The organism is Vibrio sp. 1-Bac 57, assembly GCF_037546855.1.
Taxonomy (GTDB): Bacteria; Pseudomonadota; Gammaproteobacteria; order Enterobacterales; family Psychromonadaceae; genus Psychromonas.
On sequence record NZ_JALAAC010000018.1, the window covers coordinates 42726 to 59396 of the forward strand.

At 36.4% G+C, this 16671-nt stretch carries 17 protein-coding genes; 5 read left to right on the forward strand and 12 right to left on the reverse strand.

Translation table 11 applies throughout. From position 1 onward, the window contains the following. Window positions 1–39 precede the first annotated feature (39 nt). From MT391_RS12735 to MT391_RS12750, 4 genes are all read left to right on the forward strand, one after another. Window positions 40–387, forward strand: coding sequence for an HIT domain-containing protein (locus MT391_RS12735; protein ID WP_166372467.1), 348 nt, complete (start codon window positions 40–42; stop codon window positions 385–387). Between the two features lie 184 nt (window positions 388–571). Then, window positions 572–1171, forward strand: a complete 600-nt coding sequence (locus MT391_RS12740) for a penicillin-binding protein activator LpoB (RefSeq protein WP_299664881.1) — start codon at window positions 572–574, stop codon at window positions 1169–1171. 177 nt (window positions 1172–1348) lie between these two features. Further along, complete coding sequence (locus MT391_RS12745) at window positions 1349–2593, forward strand: COG3014 family protein (protein WP_166372469.1); 1245 nt, start codon at window positions 1349–1351, stop codon at window positions 2591–2593. 93 nt (window positions 2594–2686) lie between these two features. Beyond that, window positions 2687–3694 (forward strand): LPP20 family lipoprotein, encoded by a 1008-nt coding sequence (locus MT391_RS12750; RefSeq protein ID WP_499498369.1) that lies wholly within the window; start codon window positions 2687–2689, stop codon window positions 3692–3694. On the opposite strand, the gene MT391_RS12755 is transcribed toward MT391_RS12750, so the two are convergent. After that, a complete protein-coding gene (locus tag MT391_RS12755; RefSeq protein ID WP_499498371.1) occupies window positions 3648–4622 on the reverse strand; it encodes a ketopantoate reductase family protein in 975 nt (324 codons plus the stop codon). The two genes, MT391_RS12750 and MT391_RS12755, sit on opposite strands and share 47 nt — an antisense overlap. 243 nt (window positions 4623–4865) lie before the next feature. Between MT391_RS12755 and MT391_RS12760 the strand changes: the two genes are divergently transcribed. After that, entirely contained in the window at window positions 4866–5348 is a 483-nt protein-coding gene (locus MT391_RS12760; RefSeq protein WP_499498373.1) for a YajQ family cyclic di-GMP-binding protein, read from the forward strand. 252 nt (window positions 5349–5600) lie between these two features. Here the strand turns inward: MT391_RS12760 and MT391_RS12765 are convergent, their stop codons facing one another. The 11 genes from MT391_RS12765 to gap form a co-directional block, all read right to left on the reverse strand. After that, on the reverse strand, window positions 5601–5987 hold the full coding sequence (locus MT391_RS12765; RefSeq protein ID WP_299664868.1) for a PilZ domain-containing protein: 387 nt from the start codon (window positions 5985–5987) through the stop codon (window positions 5601–5603). 21 nt (window positions 5988–6008) lie between these two features. Then, window positions 6009–6671, reverse strand: coding sequence for a M15 family metallopeptidase (locus tag MT391_RS12770; RefSeq protein WP_499498374.1), 663 nt, complete (start codon window positions 6669–6671; stop codon window positions 6009–6011). A 20-nt stretch (window positions 6672–6691) separates the two neighbouring features. Continuing rightward, window positions 6692–7825, reverse strand: coding sequence for a succinyl-diaminopimelate desuccinylase (gene dapE / locus MT391_RS12775; protein WP_166372475.1), 1134 nt, complete (start codon window positions 7823–7825; stop codon window positions 6692–6694). A gap of 9 nt (window positions 7826–7834) precedes the next feature. Next, window positions 7835–8185 carry an ArsC family reductase gene (locus MT391_RS12780; protein ID WP_299664857.1) on the reverse strand — a complete coding sequence of 117 codons (351 nt, stop codon included), beginning with the start codon at window positions 8183–8185 and terminating at the stop codon, window positions 7835–7837. A gap of 262 nt (window positions 8186–8447) precedes the next feature. After that, the gene (gene crr / locus MT391_RS12785) at window positions 8448–8957 is read right to left on the reverse strand and encodes a PTS glucose transporter subunit IIA (protein WP_028867124.1); all 510 of its coding nucleotides are present in this window, start codon (window positions 8955–8957) and stop codon (window positions 8448–8450) included. Window positions 8958–9027: 70 nt separating this feature from the next. Then, a complete protein-coding gene (gene ptsI / locus MT391_RS12790) occupies window positions 9028–10749 on the reverse strand; it encodes a phosphoenolpyruvate-protein phosphotransferase PtsI (RefSeq protein WP_166372477.1) in 1722 nt (573 codons plus the stop codon). A gap of 51 nt (window positions 10750–10800) precedes the next feature. After that, window positions 10801–11058, reverse strand: a complete 258-nt coding sequence (locus tag MT391_RS12795) for an HPr family phosphocarrier protein (RefSeq protein WP_113818788.1) — start codon at window positions 11056–11058, stop codon at window positions 10801–10803. A 403-nt stretch (window positions 11059–11461) separates the two neighbouring features. After that, window positions 11462–12427, reverse strand: coding sequence for a cysteine synthase A (gene cysK, locus MT391_RS12800; protein WP_166372478.1), 966 nt, complete (start codon window positions 12425–12427; stop codon window positions 11462–11464). Window positions 12428–12563: 136 nt separating this feature from the next. Then, window positions 12564–13154, reverse strand: coding sequence for a hypothetical protein (locus tag MT391_RS12805; protein ID WP_166372479.1), 591 nt, complete (start codon window positions 13152–13154; stop codon window positions 12564–12566). Between the two features lie 89 nt (window positions 13155–13243). Continuing rightward, window positions 13244–14674, reverse strand: coding sequence for an exodeoxyribonuclease I (gene sbcB, locus MT391_RS12810; RefSeq protein WP_499498377.1), 1431 nt, complete (start codon window positions 14672–14674; stop codon window positions 13244–13246). Between the two features lie 878 nt (window positions 14675–15552). Continuing rightward, a complete protein-coding gene (gene gap, locus MT391_RS12815; protein ID WP_166372481.1) occupies window positions 15553–16545 on the reverse strand; it encodes a type I glyceraldehyde-3-phosphate dehydrogenase in 993 nt (330 codons plus the stop codon). Window positions 16546–16671: the final 126 nt, after the last annotated feature.

The following is a 16671-nucleotide window of genomic DNA, read 5'->3' on the forward strand; positions in this document are numbered from 1 at the left end:
GTTAAGAAATTAATTCAATACTCGCTTTAAGGATTTAAGATGGCCGAAGAAACTATATTTAGAAAAATTATCGATAAAGATATTCCGTCTGATACGTTATATCAAGATCAATATGTGACTGCGTTTCGCGATATTTCTCCACAGGCTCCTATACATATTTTGATAATTCCTAATAAATTGATCGCAACTGCAAATGATATCGAAATAGAAGATGAGTTTCTTATTGGTAAAATGTATACCGTTGCAAAACAATTGGCGAAGCAAGAGGGTATTGCTGAATCGGGTTATCGTTTAATTATGAATTGTAATGCTGATGGTGGACAGGAAGTGTACCATATTCACTTACACTTGTTAGGTGGCAAAGCTCTGGGAAAATTGGTGAGCTAAATAGATTAGCTTACTCTTAGCTTTTTGTACTCGCTTTTAATGGGGAGCATAGAAGCCAAAGCAGCTCATTATACTGTTACAGATAGATAATCTAATTACATTACTGTAAATAGATAATTTTTTATGTCATGGTTAACAAATATTTACAGTTATCTTCAATCATTCTTTTTAGGTGGAATTTACGATGAAAAAACAATCTAGTTTTTGGTTAGCAATAATGGCAAGTTTGATTTTATCAGCTTGTTCAACATCGGTTGAGCGCTTAGATGCACAACAACAAATTGATTTAAGTGGTGCATGGAATGATACTGATTCACAGTTAGTTGCACGTGAAATGATCGAAGACTCTTTATCCCGCGCTTGGATTTCTAAATTTGTTAAGAGTGAAGGTAAAGATCCTGCGGTGATCGTCGGGCGTGTAAAAAACTTAAGTCATGAGCATATCAACACTAATACGTTTATTGCGAACATGGAGCGTGAGTTAATCAATTCAGGTGAAGTACAATTTGTAGCAAGTTCTGCTAATCGTCAAGAAATTCGTGATGAACGAGCGGATCAAGACTTAAATGCTTCTGAAGCAACACGTAAAGAAATGGGCCAAGAATATGGTGCTGACTTTATGATGCAAGGTCAAATCAATACGATTATCGATGTTGATGGCAGTACTCAAGTTCGTTTCTATCAAGTTAATCTAGAGTTGATCAGCATTAAAGATAATCGTAAAGTGTGGATTGGTGAGAAGAAAATCAAAAAGCTGATTAAAAACAGCAAACTACGCGGTTAAGCATATTCAATCGACATTCATATACCCGTTACATATTCAACTTTTTAGCTAGGAACTGTGCATATTTAGCTTTGTTCATTTCAGAGTTTGAATCTTGCTCATTTTATAGTTTGAATATAGCGGGTATATCTAATTAAGCTCTGCTTAGCGCTTATTTAATTTGAAAGTGGTCTCTTTATGCACAAAATAATGTTTGTTCTTTTATGCTTATTATCGGGCTGCGCAGCTCAACATAACAATATTAAACTGGCTAACCAACTTCAACAAGAACCCCCAGAAAAGATCCTCTCGATACTTAGTGAGACAGAGCCTGATCAATCAGATTTTGCTCAGTACTATTTGAATCTAGGTTATTTACAGCTACTTTCCGGTGAGTTTGAACTATCAATCGATTCTTTATTAAAAGCAAAAAATGAAATGCTTTCATTGCAAGCAACCTCTATTTCGGAGAATGTTGCTGCGGGCACTGTTAATGAAACGTTCAGGCGTTACAGCGGTTATCCTACTGATCGTGTAATGGTGCATAACATGTTGGCATTGGGTTACTTATTTAACAACAGCATCGATGATGCACGTGTTGAAATGTTACAAGCAGATGTAGCAATGAAAAAGCTGGCTGAAAATGATCAATTGAATGGTCAATTAGCCAGTACTCATTTGTTGTCTGCAATTATCTATGAGTTGTTGGATGAACGTTCTAATGCATTTATTAGTTACCAATTAGCAGAAAAAATACTCAAGGAACGTAACATAAGCTTACCTAAAGGATTGAAATTAGGCCTATTGCGCATGAGTGATAAAATGGGCAATGACACTCAATACCAATATTACAGTCAACAATATCCAGCACTGAGTAAACAAAAACAAATAAAGCAGAAAAAGCACCAAGTCTTCGGTCTTTATTTTGACGGGGTAGTTTCAAATAAGGTGCAACAAAGTCTCGCGGTTCCTAGTTTTAATGGGAAGCAAATTGTCAGAGTTTCAATGCCAACTTACGCAAGTATTCAGCGCAGAACTCAGCACAACCAAATTAATGATGATAAGCAGCAAATCAACAGTGAAGTAGTAGAAAATGTAGATAAGCTAGTACGAGAAGATTTAGATAAAGAATATCCCTCCATTTTATTGTTAACCACGACGCGTGCTATTTCTAAATATCAATTGGTTAAGGAAGCACAGGATAAAGATCCAATCTTGGGGCTATTAGCAAACTTAGCGACGATATTTAGTGAGGTAGCGGATTTGAGAAGTTGGAATATGTTACCTGCAACCATACAGTTTAGTTATCTAGAAACAGATGCTGATAATATTGTTGTATCAACCAATCATCAAGGGGATAGTGTAGTGGAATTAGCTGCTCCAAATCAGCATGTCATTTTAAGTACAGGATTATCCGATAAAGTGTTCCATTATGAGCAATGATTAAAATACATAATAAAGAATACATTGCAGCTCGTAGAATAGAATCAAATTTTTATTCATACGTTTTTACCGATTAAATTTTATGGAGTTTTTATGAACAAAATAACCTTCTCGTTACCTATTTTATTATCAATATTGTTAATTTCTGCTTGTTCATCATCGAGTGATATTGAACAAGATAAAAAGCAACGACCGGATTGGATTGACCATGCCCAAACAACTTATCCTAGTAATGTCTATTTAACGGCTGTGGGACAGGCATCGAGTAGAACACTTGCAGGTAAAAATGCGGTTGCTAATTTAGTTGAAATATTTTCCGTTAATGTTAAAGCTGAAACACATACATTGACCGAGGCAATCAAAAATGAAAGCGCTTTAGGGGTCACCATGGAGAGTTCGAGCAGCTTACAACGTAATATTGCGACGAAGACGAATCAAGCCATTGCAGGCGTTGAAATAAAAGAGACTTGGTTGAGCCAAAGTGGTGAATATTATGCGTTAGCTGTGCTACATAAAATTAGTGCCGCGCAAAACCTGACAGAAACAATTATGGAAGCGGATCAAGAGGCTCTCAAGCTGATAGAGTATAGTCAAAACACCGCACCTAATTCTATTTTAGCTGTTAACGCATTACGTAATGCGAGAGATCTGCAAGTTTCTCGAAAAATGGCTGATTTACAGTTAGCCTATATTAGAGGACGCGGCATTCCTAATGAAGTTTCTAGTCAAGACATTGAACAATTAATACGTAATAACTTAGCTTCTTTAGAAGTTAGTGTTGCCGAAGATAGCGAGACAGATATCAGTTTATTACAAGCAGGACTATCAACATTGGGTGTGAAAGTTGTTGATACGTCCGCTTTACAATTATCAAGCTCGATTGATGTCACTAAACCAACACGTCTTGAACAGTGGTACTGGCTACGTGGCAGTTATGAACTGAGTTTTTCAGAAAATGGTAAAGTGATGAGTCGTAAACGTTGGCCGATTAAAGTGTCTGCGCAGCAACCAGAGTTATTGCAGTTGCGTTTAAGAGATAAGTTAAACGAGAATATTAATACTTACCTTCAGCAATTGCTGAGTGATTCTCCAACACTTTAACTTTATTGTATAACTCAAGTAAAAGAGGCACCTCAATGTTATGTTGTTGTGCCTTTTTTATTAAATAACCATTAATAAATTCGATTTCAGTGGGGCGATGATAAAAAATATCTCGATTCATTGATGAAAAGTTTTTTGCTGTAGCTAGGATCACTTGATCTATATTTTGCTGTAAAGCGAGTAATTCAAAATCAATATGCTCTACTTCTGCAATGGCAAAGATTTCTGAAATTAAAGGTTGAATAACGACAGCATATTCAGGTGATTGCAATTGTCCATTTTGTATTTGGTGAATTGCCGTGAGGGGGTTAATAACAGCATTGATGACCAGCTTTAGCCAACATTTTTTTACAATGTCTTCACTCCAATATACTTCTGGCATTGCCTGTTGCAGTGGCTCAATAACGGGCTTTAAAAAATGATGTAATTGTGTTGCTGATTCTTTATCTTCCTCTGTCAGTTCCTCCATTTCAGCTGAATCTATAAAAGCGCCTAGGTAAGTAGGGCCCATACCAGTGTGCATAACATCCAATGGCGCATTAACTAAACTTGCATTTGCTGTAGTCGCACAAATGATTGGATTGTCGGGGAAGTGTTTCCGTACTTGTTCTGCACAACCGTAGCCATTATGCATTAGAATAAGTTTTTGTTTTATATCTATATATTGTTGCTGTGCTAATAAAGCAGAGACAACGTGCTGTGCTTTGACACAAACCAGAATAGTACTGTTTTTTTGCTCTGTGCTTGTATTTAATACCTTTTGGCTTACAGAAATAGTGAGTAAACTTTGCTGACCAGATAAATTGGTAAACTGTAAGATAGATTTGGTGGTTTTTGACCTACATACAAGGTGACAAACACTGCCTGACTGTTGTAATTTTGCCAGCCATAAACAGCCAATTGCACCTGCACCAATAATTTGAATCATACTTGTCCCTTACCTCTATCATGTCATTATTTTATGCTTACTTTATCTTATTATACCCGTTACTAATCAGCCTTGTACAAAACTCAATAGTTGATTAAAAATTGATTCAGAGAGTACCTTTAAGTCTAAGAGATGATATCAACCTAAGAGATACCTAACAAAGTCCAGTAGGGAGATAGATGCTAGCGAGGTTTTCTGGTAAATTTACTGTTAATTATTTTAATTGTTTATTAAGGAACAAAAATGCCTTCATTTGATATCGTTTCAGAAGTTGATTTAGTGGAAGTTAAAAATGCCGTCGATAATACCAGTCGCGAACTCGGTACTCGTTTCGATTTTCGTGGTGTAAAAGCGTCTATAACGCTAAATAAAGAAGTTGTGAAATTAGAAGCCGAAGCGGAAATGCAAATTAATTCATTACGCGACATATTACGCGCTAATTTAGTTAAGCGTAATGTAGACACGCGTGCTATGGATCCTGAAAAATGTGACCAATCGGGTAAATTTTGGTCTCAAACGGTTAAGTTTAAAGTAGGGGTTGACCAACCTACTGCAAAGAAACTAGTTAAATTAATTAAAGACAGTAAAATTAAAGTTCAAGTCTCTATCCAAGGTGAACAACTTCGTGTTACGGGTAAAAAACGTGATGATTTGCAACAAGCAATGCGTTTGGTAAAAGAGTGTGACCTAGGAATGGGCTTTCAATTTAATAACTTTAAAGACTAACTTTTATTGATTAAGCAGTAAATTAAGCAATTTAATTGTGTTTAGTTTACTGCTTTGAACTTATACCCTCTTACTCTTATGCTTTGCAATTTGATCCTCTGCCTTTATTTCTTAAGTGCAAGTCGATGAAAAGTTAAGTATGAATGGGCAACTAGGCTAAACATTCATACTAGCTACTCATACTAAACATTCATCATTACTAACTTATTAAGAATAAATCATTAACCGTCTCTTTTACAGATAGAGAATAGATTAACTCTCAGCAATATGCATTTCAATCAACTGTTCGAATTCCCTGTGCATTTCATCATGATCGCCTAAATTAAGCTCAATCAATCGCTTTAAATGTGACATTGTTTCTAACTCAATTTTAGTAAAGTGAATACCTAATAGTTGATCTTGTTGATGACTTACTGTGCCGTTTAGCAGCAGTTGTACGTCAGATCCTTGAAGCGTCAGACTAACCTGAACCTGTTGTTGATTTACATCGGGTGAAAGGGCAGTAACAGCCACTAATGCACCATTAAGTGAGATATCTACCAGTGAAGCATCAAAGTCATGTGTAGCAATCTTTTGATCAAAAATGAGTGAGCAATGACATTGGAAGTTTATACGCGAAAATTTACGACGTTCAGACATGATTATTCCTTTAGTGGATACTTACCGTGTGTTTATATTACAAATATATTGTTTATATATGGTAGGCAACTCTTGCTGAATTAGCGATTCACCTTGAATAGAATATTGCTTTAAGGTGTTGGAAATAAGATCTAAATCCAGTTGTGATAAAAAATCATCAGCCAATGGAAAGTAACTGATATGCCAAGGCTCTTGTGCAACACCTCCTTGGTCATACTGATAAGGCCGATAAAAACCAAATTGTTCAATATTATTACCCAGCCATGCGGTTAGCTCTGAGAAGTAACCACCGTTTAAATATTCACTTTTTTGCAGCTGTAAAGATTGTTCAGCGGGTAATAAAGTGGGGTCGTAAACATCTATATCCGTACCCCAATGGTGACGACTGGCAGAAGGTAGTGCGGACCAATGTAAGATTTTGTATAATTTGTCTATTTCACTGATCTTATCGCTCTGTATGGCAACTTCATGTTCATCTAAAATAGGAGTGAGGCCTGCATATTTTTTATTCCAAATAAGTAACTGACGCTCAAAACTACGAAACGCGCTGGCAATATGTAATGTAAACCCATCACGTTTCGCCGCCTGTTGGAGCGCAGAAAAATCAGCAATGACTTGTTTATGCAGTAATCGGTTAGGTGCGAACTCTACAAGATGAGTTTGTACCTGTCCAGTTAACTGCATTGGTGTCATTGACCTTGAGATCATGCTAATAAATTTTTCAAGGTGAGTTTAAAAATATCTACAAGCTCATCAAGTTGTTGCACATTGGTTGATTCATTAACTTTATGAATAGTGGCATTAATAGGTCCTAACTCAACAACCTGTGCTCCTGTCGGCGCAATAAAGCGTGCGTCAGATGTTCCACCACTGGTTGATAGTTCAGTGGTGATACCGTTGGTTGCTAAAATAGCTTGTGCAACTGCATCGGTTAACGATCCTGGTTCAGTGATGAAAGGTTGTCCGTTATAGGTCCAGTGTATTTCGTACTCAAATTCTGCTTTATTAAGGATCTTTTCTACTTTCTCTGTGATCATATCCGCTGTTAACTCTGTTGAGTAGCGGAAGTTACACTGCACAACTGCATCACCCGGTACAACATTGCTGGCACCTGTGCCGGAGTTGAAATTAGTGATTTGAAAGCTAGTCGCAGGGAAGTATTGATTACCTTTATCCCATTCTGTTTGTACTAATTCAGTTAAGGTTGGCGTCGCAAGGTGAATTGGATTATTAACTAGGTGTGGGTAAGCAACATGCCCCTGCGTACCTTTGAAGGTAATATCTGCCGTTAACGAACCACGTCGACCATTTTTTATTATATCGCCAACATGATTGGTGCTTGAAGGCTCGCCAACGATGCAGTAATCAATTTTTTCATTTCTTGCTTCTAATACATCAATAACACGCGTTGTCCCGTTGATAAACGGACCTTCTTCATCACTGGTGATAAGCAATGCAATAGAACCTTTATGGTCTTGATGTTCTTCAATGAAAGCTTCAAGTCCTAACATAAAGCAGGCAATACCACTTTTCATGTCGGCAGCACCACGGCCATATAACATACCATCGATGATAGTTGGTTCAAATGGAGGTGTTGCCCATTTACTTTCCGGACCTGTTGGTACTACATCAGTATGTCCTGCAAAACAAAATAAAGGAGCTTCAGTTCCTCTTCTCGCCCATAGATTTAACGTATCTTCAAATTCCATGGTTTCACAGACAAAACCAAGTTTTTCAAGACGTGCGATTAATAAGTCTTGGCATCCTGCATCTTCAGGTGTGACTGAACGACGGCTGATTAAATCCTGTAACAGGCTTACCACTGGGGAATGAGTCATTGTATTTCCTTATACAGCAAAAAATTGTTGATAGTTCTTAGCATTAAAGCCGACTATAGCCACATTATTGTGGAGCACTAATGGACGTTTAATCAATGTTGGAGATTCAATAAAATAGGGACTAATGGTCTCGGCATTTAACGATTCTTTTTGTTGTTCGGTTAACACTCGGTAACTAGTACTGCGCTTATTGAGCAATTGATCCCAACTTGCTAGTTGATAAAATTGTTCTAGTAATTGGTTATCTAAACCATCTTTACGATAATCATGGAAAGTAAACGAGATATTATTTTCATTAAGCCATTTTTGGGCTTTTTTAATCGTATCGCAATTTGGGATACCGTACATTATTGTATTCATAAGAAGCACTTAAGTATTAGAATAAAAAAGATAGGGGATTGTAACAAGTAAGCAAGGAGAAGAAAAATATATAGCTGTGAATATACCTTCTATGATGCGGATGATATTTGCATATTGAATGGCAATGGGTGTTTACGAAGACTCGTTAAGCAAAATTTGAGAAGGTCAGTTGTTTGATAATGGATAGTAATTAAAGAGTTGCATAAAAAAAAGAGCCGCCTAAGCGACTCTTAATAAGAGAATATCAAAATAATTAAAAATATTATTTAACTATTTTTAATACTACATCAGTTGCTACTTCAACAGTACCAGACATTTTTTGTAGCTCTTTAATCTCATCCATATTTGAGATCACAACAGGTGTCAAAATTGATTTTGCTTTTGCAGTTAAGAAAGCTAAATCAAATTCGATGATAGTATCACCGGCTTTAACTTTTTGACCTTCTTGAGCGATACGAGTGAAACCTTCACCTTTTAACTCAACTGTATCAATACCGAAGTGAACAAATAGCTCAATACCTGTATCTGATTCTAATGAGAATGCGTGGTTAGTTTCAAAAATTTTACCAATTTCACCGTCACAAGGTGCAACCATTTTGTTGCCTGTTGGGCGAATTGCAATACCGTCACCAACAATTTTTTCGGCAAAAACAACATCTGGCACATCTTCAATAGCAACAATTTCACCTGAAAGTGGTGCAATGATATTAATGGTACTAGCTGTTTGTGTATTGCCTGTTACTGCTTTTTTTAAAGAATCAAAAAAACCCATATTAGTAAACTCCGAATATTTGATAAAGTGCAAGAAAAGGTGATGTTATATCACCTTTAAAATGAATTAGTTAACTAATTCCTTTAGCTCGATTGAAATCGTTAACTAAGGCTTCAATTTCAGCAGCAGTTGCCATTGAAAGGGCTTTATCAGCGAGTTCTTTAGCATCAGCAAAATTAGTGCTGCGAATAATTTTTTTCACGGTTGGTATTGAGATAGCACTCATAGAGAACTCATCTAATCCCATACCTAATAGCAATAGTGTTGCATGCTCGTCACCCGCTAATTCACCACACATACCCGTCCATTTTCCGGCTGCATGTGAAGCATCAATAACGGTCTTAATAATCGTTAACACCGATGGTGAAAGTGGATTATATAAATCAGAAATTAGTTCATTACCACGGTCTACAGCAAGTGTATATTGTGTTAAATCGTTTGTACCGATACTGAAGAAGTCGACTTCTTTAATTAAATGATGAGCAATCGCAGCTGCTGCTGGTGTCTCAATCATTACGCCAATTTCAATTTCTTCATCAAAGGCAAGATTTTCATTACGTAATTCTGTTTTCAACAATTCTAAAATATCTTTTAGCTTGCGAACTTCTTCTACTGAAATGATCATAGGGAACATAATACGGATCTTACCAAATGCAGAAGCACGAAGTAGAGCACGTAATTGCGGATTCATTATTTCAGGGCGGTCGAAACAAATTCGAATTGCACGCCATCCTAAGAATGGGTTTAATTCAGCAGGAAGATTTAAGTAAGGTAAGTCCTTATCGCCACCAATATCCATAGTACGGATAATACAAGGTTTGCCTTCCATTGCTTCAACTACATCTTTATAAGCAACAAATTGCTCATCTTCAGTAGGTAGTTGATCGCGGTCCATGAATAAGAATTCTGTGCGGTATAAACCAACACATTCAGCGCCATTGCGTTTAGCGCCATCGGTATCTTTTACCGAACCAACATTTGACCCTACTTCTACTTGATGACCATCTAAAGTCATAGCAGGTAAGTCTTTTAATTTAGCAAGTTCAGCTTTTTCTTCTAAGAAGGCATCACGTACCAATTTAGCTTCAGCCAATTGTGCTTTATTTGGATTAATAATGATTTTATTATTCAAGGCATCAAGAATAATCATGTCACCATTTTTCACACATTTTGTAATATCATTAGTACCAACAATCGCTGGAATTTCTAATGAGCGTGCCATAATTGATGTGTGTGAAGTACGGCCACCGATATCAGTGATAAAACCTAATACTTTATCAAGATTAATCTGTGCTGTCTCAGAAGGCGTTAAGTCATTAGCGACTAAAATTACTTCTTCAGCGATATCACTTAAATTAACTAATTCAATGCCTAATACATTTTTAAGTAAACGATTGCCGATATCACGGAAATCCGCAGCACGTTCACGTAAATATGGGTCATCTAATTCTTGTAACATTTGTGCATTCTCTTCCACAATCGAGTTGATTGCGAAATCCGCAGTGCACTTGTTTTTTTTCATATAGGCGATGATATCTTCTTCAAGCTCTTCATCTTCAAGGAGCATTATATGCCCTTCAAAGATAGCTTCTTTCTCTTCACCAAATGTTTCAAGCGCTTTTTGCTTGACTATTTCTAGTTGAGCTGAAGTTTTTGCTCGGCCATCAACAAATCGAGTAATTTCGTGTTCAATATTGTCTACTTTCTCAGTATTGAGAGAAATTTCGTCTTCTTGTAATAACAACGCTTTTGCAAACGTAATACCAGGGGATGCAAGTATGCCAGATATCATAACCTATCCTTAAAAAACTACTGAATTTGATCTAATAAAAGATGTTTTGAATTAAACTAAAGTTGCCATTAATTCAACTAAAGTATCAACAGCTTTTTGTTCGTCTGCGCCTTCAGCTTTGATGTTTACAGATGTACCTTGAGTTAAACCTAAAGTTTGTAGTTTGAAAAGGCTTTTAGCACTTGCAGACTTGCTGCCAACTTCAACAGAAATGTCAGATGCAAATGATTTTGCTTCCTTAACAAATTGTGCAGCAGGACGAGTATGAAGGCCATTTGGAGCTGTGATAGTTACTGTTTTTTGATACATGAGAGCACCTTATTTAAGTTTAAATGGTAATAACCATTAATTTAATGTCATTAAAAAAATAGTTATTAGCTGAAGTAAATTATAATAACAAGCTGATTAAACATAAAAAACGATAAGAAAGTTTAGACATAGGTCAATATTTGTTTGAATAAATATTCACTTTCACTTTTCTGTTAATTTTATTCAGCTTTTTGTAATTATAACAATTAAAAAATTGGATTTCATGATCCTAAATAAGACAGATAAGGTCAATGATTTTCTCTGAATAGGTGATGAAAACAAGGTATTATTCGTGTGTTTGTATGTTTTTTGGACTATGCGACCTGTAGGGATATTGGAAGTAAAAAAAAAGGTACTAAAAAGTACCTTTGTAAAATCATAAAGTCACATATTATTCTACGTTTTATGCAAAGTTTTCGCCGTCAAATAGACCTGCAAATAATGCCGTTGATAAGTAACGCTCACCTGAACTAGGTAGTATTACGACAATATTTTTATCTTTGAATTCTGGTTGAGCAGCTAAACGTGCTGCGGCAACAACCGCTGCTCCTGAAGAAATACCAGCAAGGATACCTTCCTCTTCCATTAGGCGTCGAGCCATTGAGATTGCATCTTCATTACTTACCGCTTCAGCTCTATCAATCAATGAGATATCTAAGTTTTTAGGAATAAACCCTGCGCCAATACCTTGTATTTTATGCGGACCTGGTTTGATCTCTTCGCCAGCTAATGTTTGAGATATAACCGGAGAATCTGTTGGTTCTACTGCCACACTAATAATCGCTTTACCTTGAGTTTCTTTGATGTAACGACTAACGCCCGAAATCGTACCACCAGTACCCACACCTGCTACAAATACATCTATTTCACCGTCTGTATCATTCCAAATCTCAGGACCAGTCGTTTGTTCGTGGATTTGTGGATTAGCAGGATTATCAAATTGACGTAAAACTAAGTATTTTCCTGGCGCAGATGCTGCTAGCTCTTCCGCTTTATTGATTGCGCCTTTCATGCCTAGTGCACCTTCAGTCAATACTAAGTTTGCGCCTAATGCTTTTAATAATTTACGACGTTCAATACTCATTGTATTTGGCATTGTTAGGGTGATTTTATAACCACGTGCAGCTGCAACAAATGCAAGTGCAATACCAGTATTACCGCTTGTTGCTTCAACTAATTCAACACCTTTAGTTAATGTGCCATCTTTTTCCGCTGCATCAATCATGTTAGCGCCGATGCGATCTTTAACGCTGAAACTTGGGTTACGACTTTCAACCTTTACAAATACATTACCTGTAGTCACATTGTTTAAACGTACTAACGGCGTATGACCGATGGTTTGTGAATTATCGCTAAAAATCTTACTCATAATGATGTTCCTATCCGTTGGGTTATTTAATAATTAGTTCTTGATAGCATATCTAATGTTTGTAAATGGGGAAGTGAAATTTTGTTATACCATATAGGTTTTTGAGATAAGTTGTATTTTAGAGGGGGAAGATAAGTTAAAAGCGTGATTCGAAACCAATTAAAGCTTGGCTTGCACCGTAACCTGGTAGGTTTCTATTAGAAATCAATACTTTGATTTTACTGTAAGGGGATGTTTGAAAGCTAATACCGGCTCCAAGAGATAGTTCACTATTATAAATATCGAGGGCTTCGGAGTTTTCAATATATTCATATAAAGTACGGCCTGGTGACATATCTCGATGATTATCGTTACTAGGATCAGAGAACTTTCCAAATATCTCAAATTGAACTAATTGGCTGTTATTTGAAATGAACGGAACTGAAATTATTTCGTATTGTTTACTTTTTTTAAAGGTACTGTCTTTGATAGAAGTGTCGAAAGTTATGCGTTGATAAAAACCATTGAATGCAGAATCGAGGTAGTGATAAGTTGCTTCTGAAATATAATAAAATGAAGAGAAGGGCTTCTCCAAAAAATTAACTTTTTTCATGCTTAACTGGTAATCCAGTTGTAGTTGATTTTGGTTATTATCTTGAGCAAAACTAACACTTGGAGTGACTAAGTAACTTAGCACCAATATTGTTAATTTTACTGAAGGTAACTTTAATCCAGACCACATACTCAACTTGATCGCTCCTTGATCTTCTTAATCCTAGTATGACAATTGCAGCACTTTGCTGTTAATCATTAATTGTAGAGTAATTTTGTTATTTTTTAACCATTTTCATTCAAAAACTCTAGATAATGTCCCAGTTTTTGTAAGATCTCTATCTTTTCAGCACTATGTTGATGCTCGATCGCCAAGATATTAAGACGTTCTACATAGTCATTAGTATGATCAATCAGATAAGCTTCTCTATGTCTAGCCCACTTTTGTTGCTCTTCAATCGTCAGCGTTTGAGGATAATTTCTCGCTTTATATCGCCACCAAAGTGTAGCCAAGTTAGGATCGTCAAAATTAACTTCATGATTGACTATTTGCTGTGGAGAAAGAGCACAAATCGTTTTTGCTTGTTGTTTATCATTAGCCGTTGGAAAACCACCAGAATAGAGTTTTTGCTCTGGCTGCTGTTCCTTATTAATTTTGGCATCAGTATTAAATACTGATATCAGCTTCTCTACTAGCTGTCTGTTTGCCGAGAAAAAGTCCATAGAAAGGCGACATTGTTTAGCATCGACACCCAATTCTTTAGCTCTTTCTGCGGTTAATGTTTTTGCACTAGCGACGATTGGACATTTATTAATATGAATAAGCTTTATAGGAGGTCTATTAATACCTTCAGGTAAATCATCCGTAGCGGTATATAAATAGGTTTGTAATTGTTCTACCGTTAAAGCAGCCAACTGTGAAAGATCTTTATTTAAATCAAGCACAATAACCGCATTGTTATTTGTCGGATGTTGCGCGATCGGAAGAATATAAGAACAACAACCCTGTAGCGCAGAAAACATGCCGGAAATATGCACTAATGGTGTAAAAGTGCCGAGCTTAAGTTGTTCTAAAACTTTATTTTTTTGTCTCAGGCTATAACAATATTCGTATAATTTAGGATGCGTGTCCTTGATCAGTTTTGCCATCGCAATCGTGGCATAAACATCAGACATTGCATCATGTGCTTGTTGATGAGTTATCTCATTTGCTTTAGTTAATAACTCTAACCTAAAGCTTGGTGCATCATTGTCATCAAATACCCACTCAATACCTTCCGGCCTAAGGGCATAACATGCGCGTACCATGTCGATAATATCCCAACGCGAACAGCCATTTTGCCACTCTCTTTGGTAAGGATCGTGAAAATTTCGGTACAAAGTAAAGCGTGTAACTTCATCATCAAAACGAATATTGTTGTAACCAACAACACAGGTTTGAGGTTGTTGGAATTGTTGCAATATGTTGAATATAAATTGATTTTCAAATTCACCATGTTGTAAAGCATGTTGAGGCGTTATTCCTGTCACTAAACAGGCCTCTGGTGCAGGTAAATAATCATTCGGTGGGCGGCAATACCACTCGTAAGGTTCTGAAATAATATTTAAATCAAGATCCGTTCGAATTCCTGCAAATTGAGAAGGGCGGTCAGTGCCAGGGTTCAATCCAAATGTTTCATAATCGTGCCAAAAAAGGCTTGGAGATGCTTGATTCATATTCTTATATCCAAAATGTTCAGTTGTTATATTGTGGCTAATTTGATCCTAAAAAGCGAATCAATTGAACTTAATGCGGTTGAATAATAAGTATTTACGAAACAATCATAATTTTTCAATACAATTAAGCTGATGCTCTTTGTATATGACCGTTTTGTTGATGAATCGTGAGAATTGATCTGAAAAGTGACTGTTCTGTTATTGGACGTTGTTAGATGTTATTGAATGTTGCTCAATGTTATTTTTATGTTGCTTTAGATGGTCTCACTTTCATCTTTTAGTGTATTAATTACAGTTTGGTTACTAAAGCACTAAAAATAACTTGTCTTTTTAAATATTTTTCTTCATGTAAAACATTTTAATAATGGGTAAACAGTAATGTGTCATGAATGTCATTCGAGTGATTTTTTATTCTAAGAATAAGTTAAATGCGTTCATTTCAAGAATGAGTCGTCAATAACGACTTAGATTTAGAGATAAAAAAAGCAACTTTAAACGATAAAAGCACGATTATATCCCGTAAATTTTGTAGCGAGTATTTAGCGTATTTACATATAGAGCTGAAATTAGATATGGCACTTTGTTTGAGTAACTGCTTTGGTTATCTTACCGAGGGTTAGCTTTAACTCGTTTTTAATACTATTACAGATACAAAAAGCTGCACTAGGTAGGCTTTATAATGCTAACTAATTAAACTTATTTAGCGTCATTTGCTATAGGAGTGAGATTAGGTTTAGAACTTTGTTTTTATGTAATGTTAAACCGTTAGATTTCGTAATAGGAGCAAGATCCAACTACAAGAAGTTAGCTTTAACATAAATTACAGATACAAAAAAACCTGCACTAGGCAGGCTTTTATAAATTCTATTTAAACAAACTTATTTAGAGATAAGAGCGATTAAGTCTAGAACTTTATTTGAGTAACCGATTTCGTTATCGTACCAAGATACAACTTTAACGAATTTGTCAGTTAGTGCAACACCAGCTTTAGCGTCGAAGATTGAAGTCAATGTTTCACCATTGAAGTCAGTTGAAACAACAGCATCTTCAGTGTAACCAAGAACACCAGCCATTTCGCCTTCAGAAGCAGCTTTCATTGCAGCACAAATTTCTTCGTATGTAGCAGCTGTTTTAAGGTTAACAGTTAAGTCAACAACAGAAACGTTAGCAGTTGGTACACGGAAAGCCATACCTGTTAGAAGACCGTTTAGTTCTGGAAGAACTTTACCTACAGCTTTAGCTGCACCAGTTGAAGATGGAATGATGTTTTGAGAAGCACCACGACCACCGCGCCAGTCTTTCATTGAAGGACCGTCAACAGTTTTTTGAGTAGCAGTTGTTGCATGAACAGTCGTCATTAGACCAGATTCAATGCCCCATTTGTCGTTAAGTACTTTAGCAACAGGTGCTAAACAGTTAGTAGTACAAGAAGCGTTAGAAACGATATCTTGACCAGCGTAAGCTGCAAAGTTTACACCGTTAACGAACATTGGTACGTCACCAGAAGGACCAGTTAAAACAACTTTTTTAGCGCCAGCAGTAATGTGCTTACGAGCTGTTTCGTCAGTAAGGAAAAGACCAGTTGCTTCAGCTACTACGTCAACGCCAGCAGCATCCCATTTTAGATCTTCAGGGTTACGCTCTGCAGTTACACGTACAGTGTTACCATTTACGATTAGGTTACCGTCTTTAACTTCAACAGTACCGTTGAAACGTCCGTGAGTTGAGTCATATTTAAGCATGTAAGCCATGTATTCAACGTCGATTAAGTCATTGATTGCAACAACTTGAATATCATCACGTTCACATGATGCACGGAATACGAAACGGCCGATACGACCGAAGCCGTTAATACCTACTTTAATTGTCATTTTATTGTTCCTTATGGAGGTTTGATTTTAAACTTGTCATCATTATAAGCGTCAAAAACGCCAACGACTTGATGTTAGTCAAGTTATAAGCTCTGAAAACACATTTTTTGTTTGATTAAACCTTTT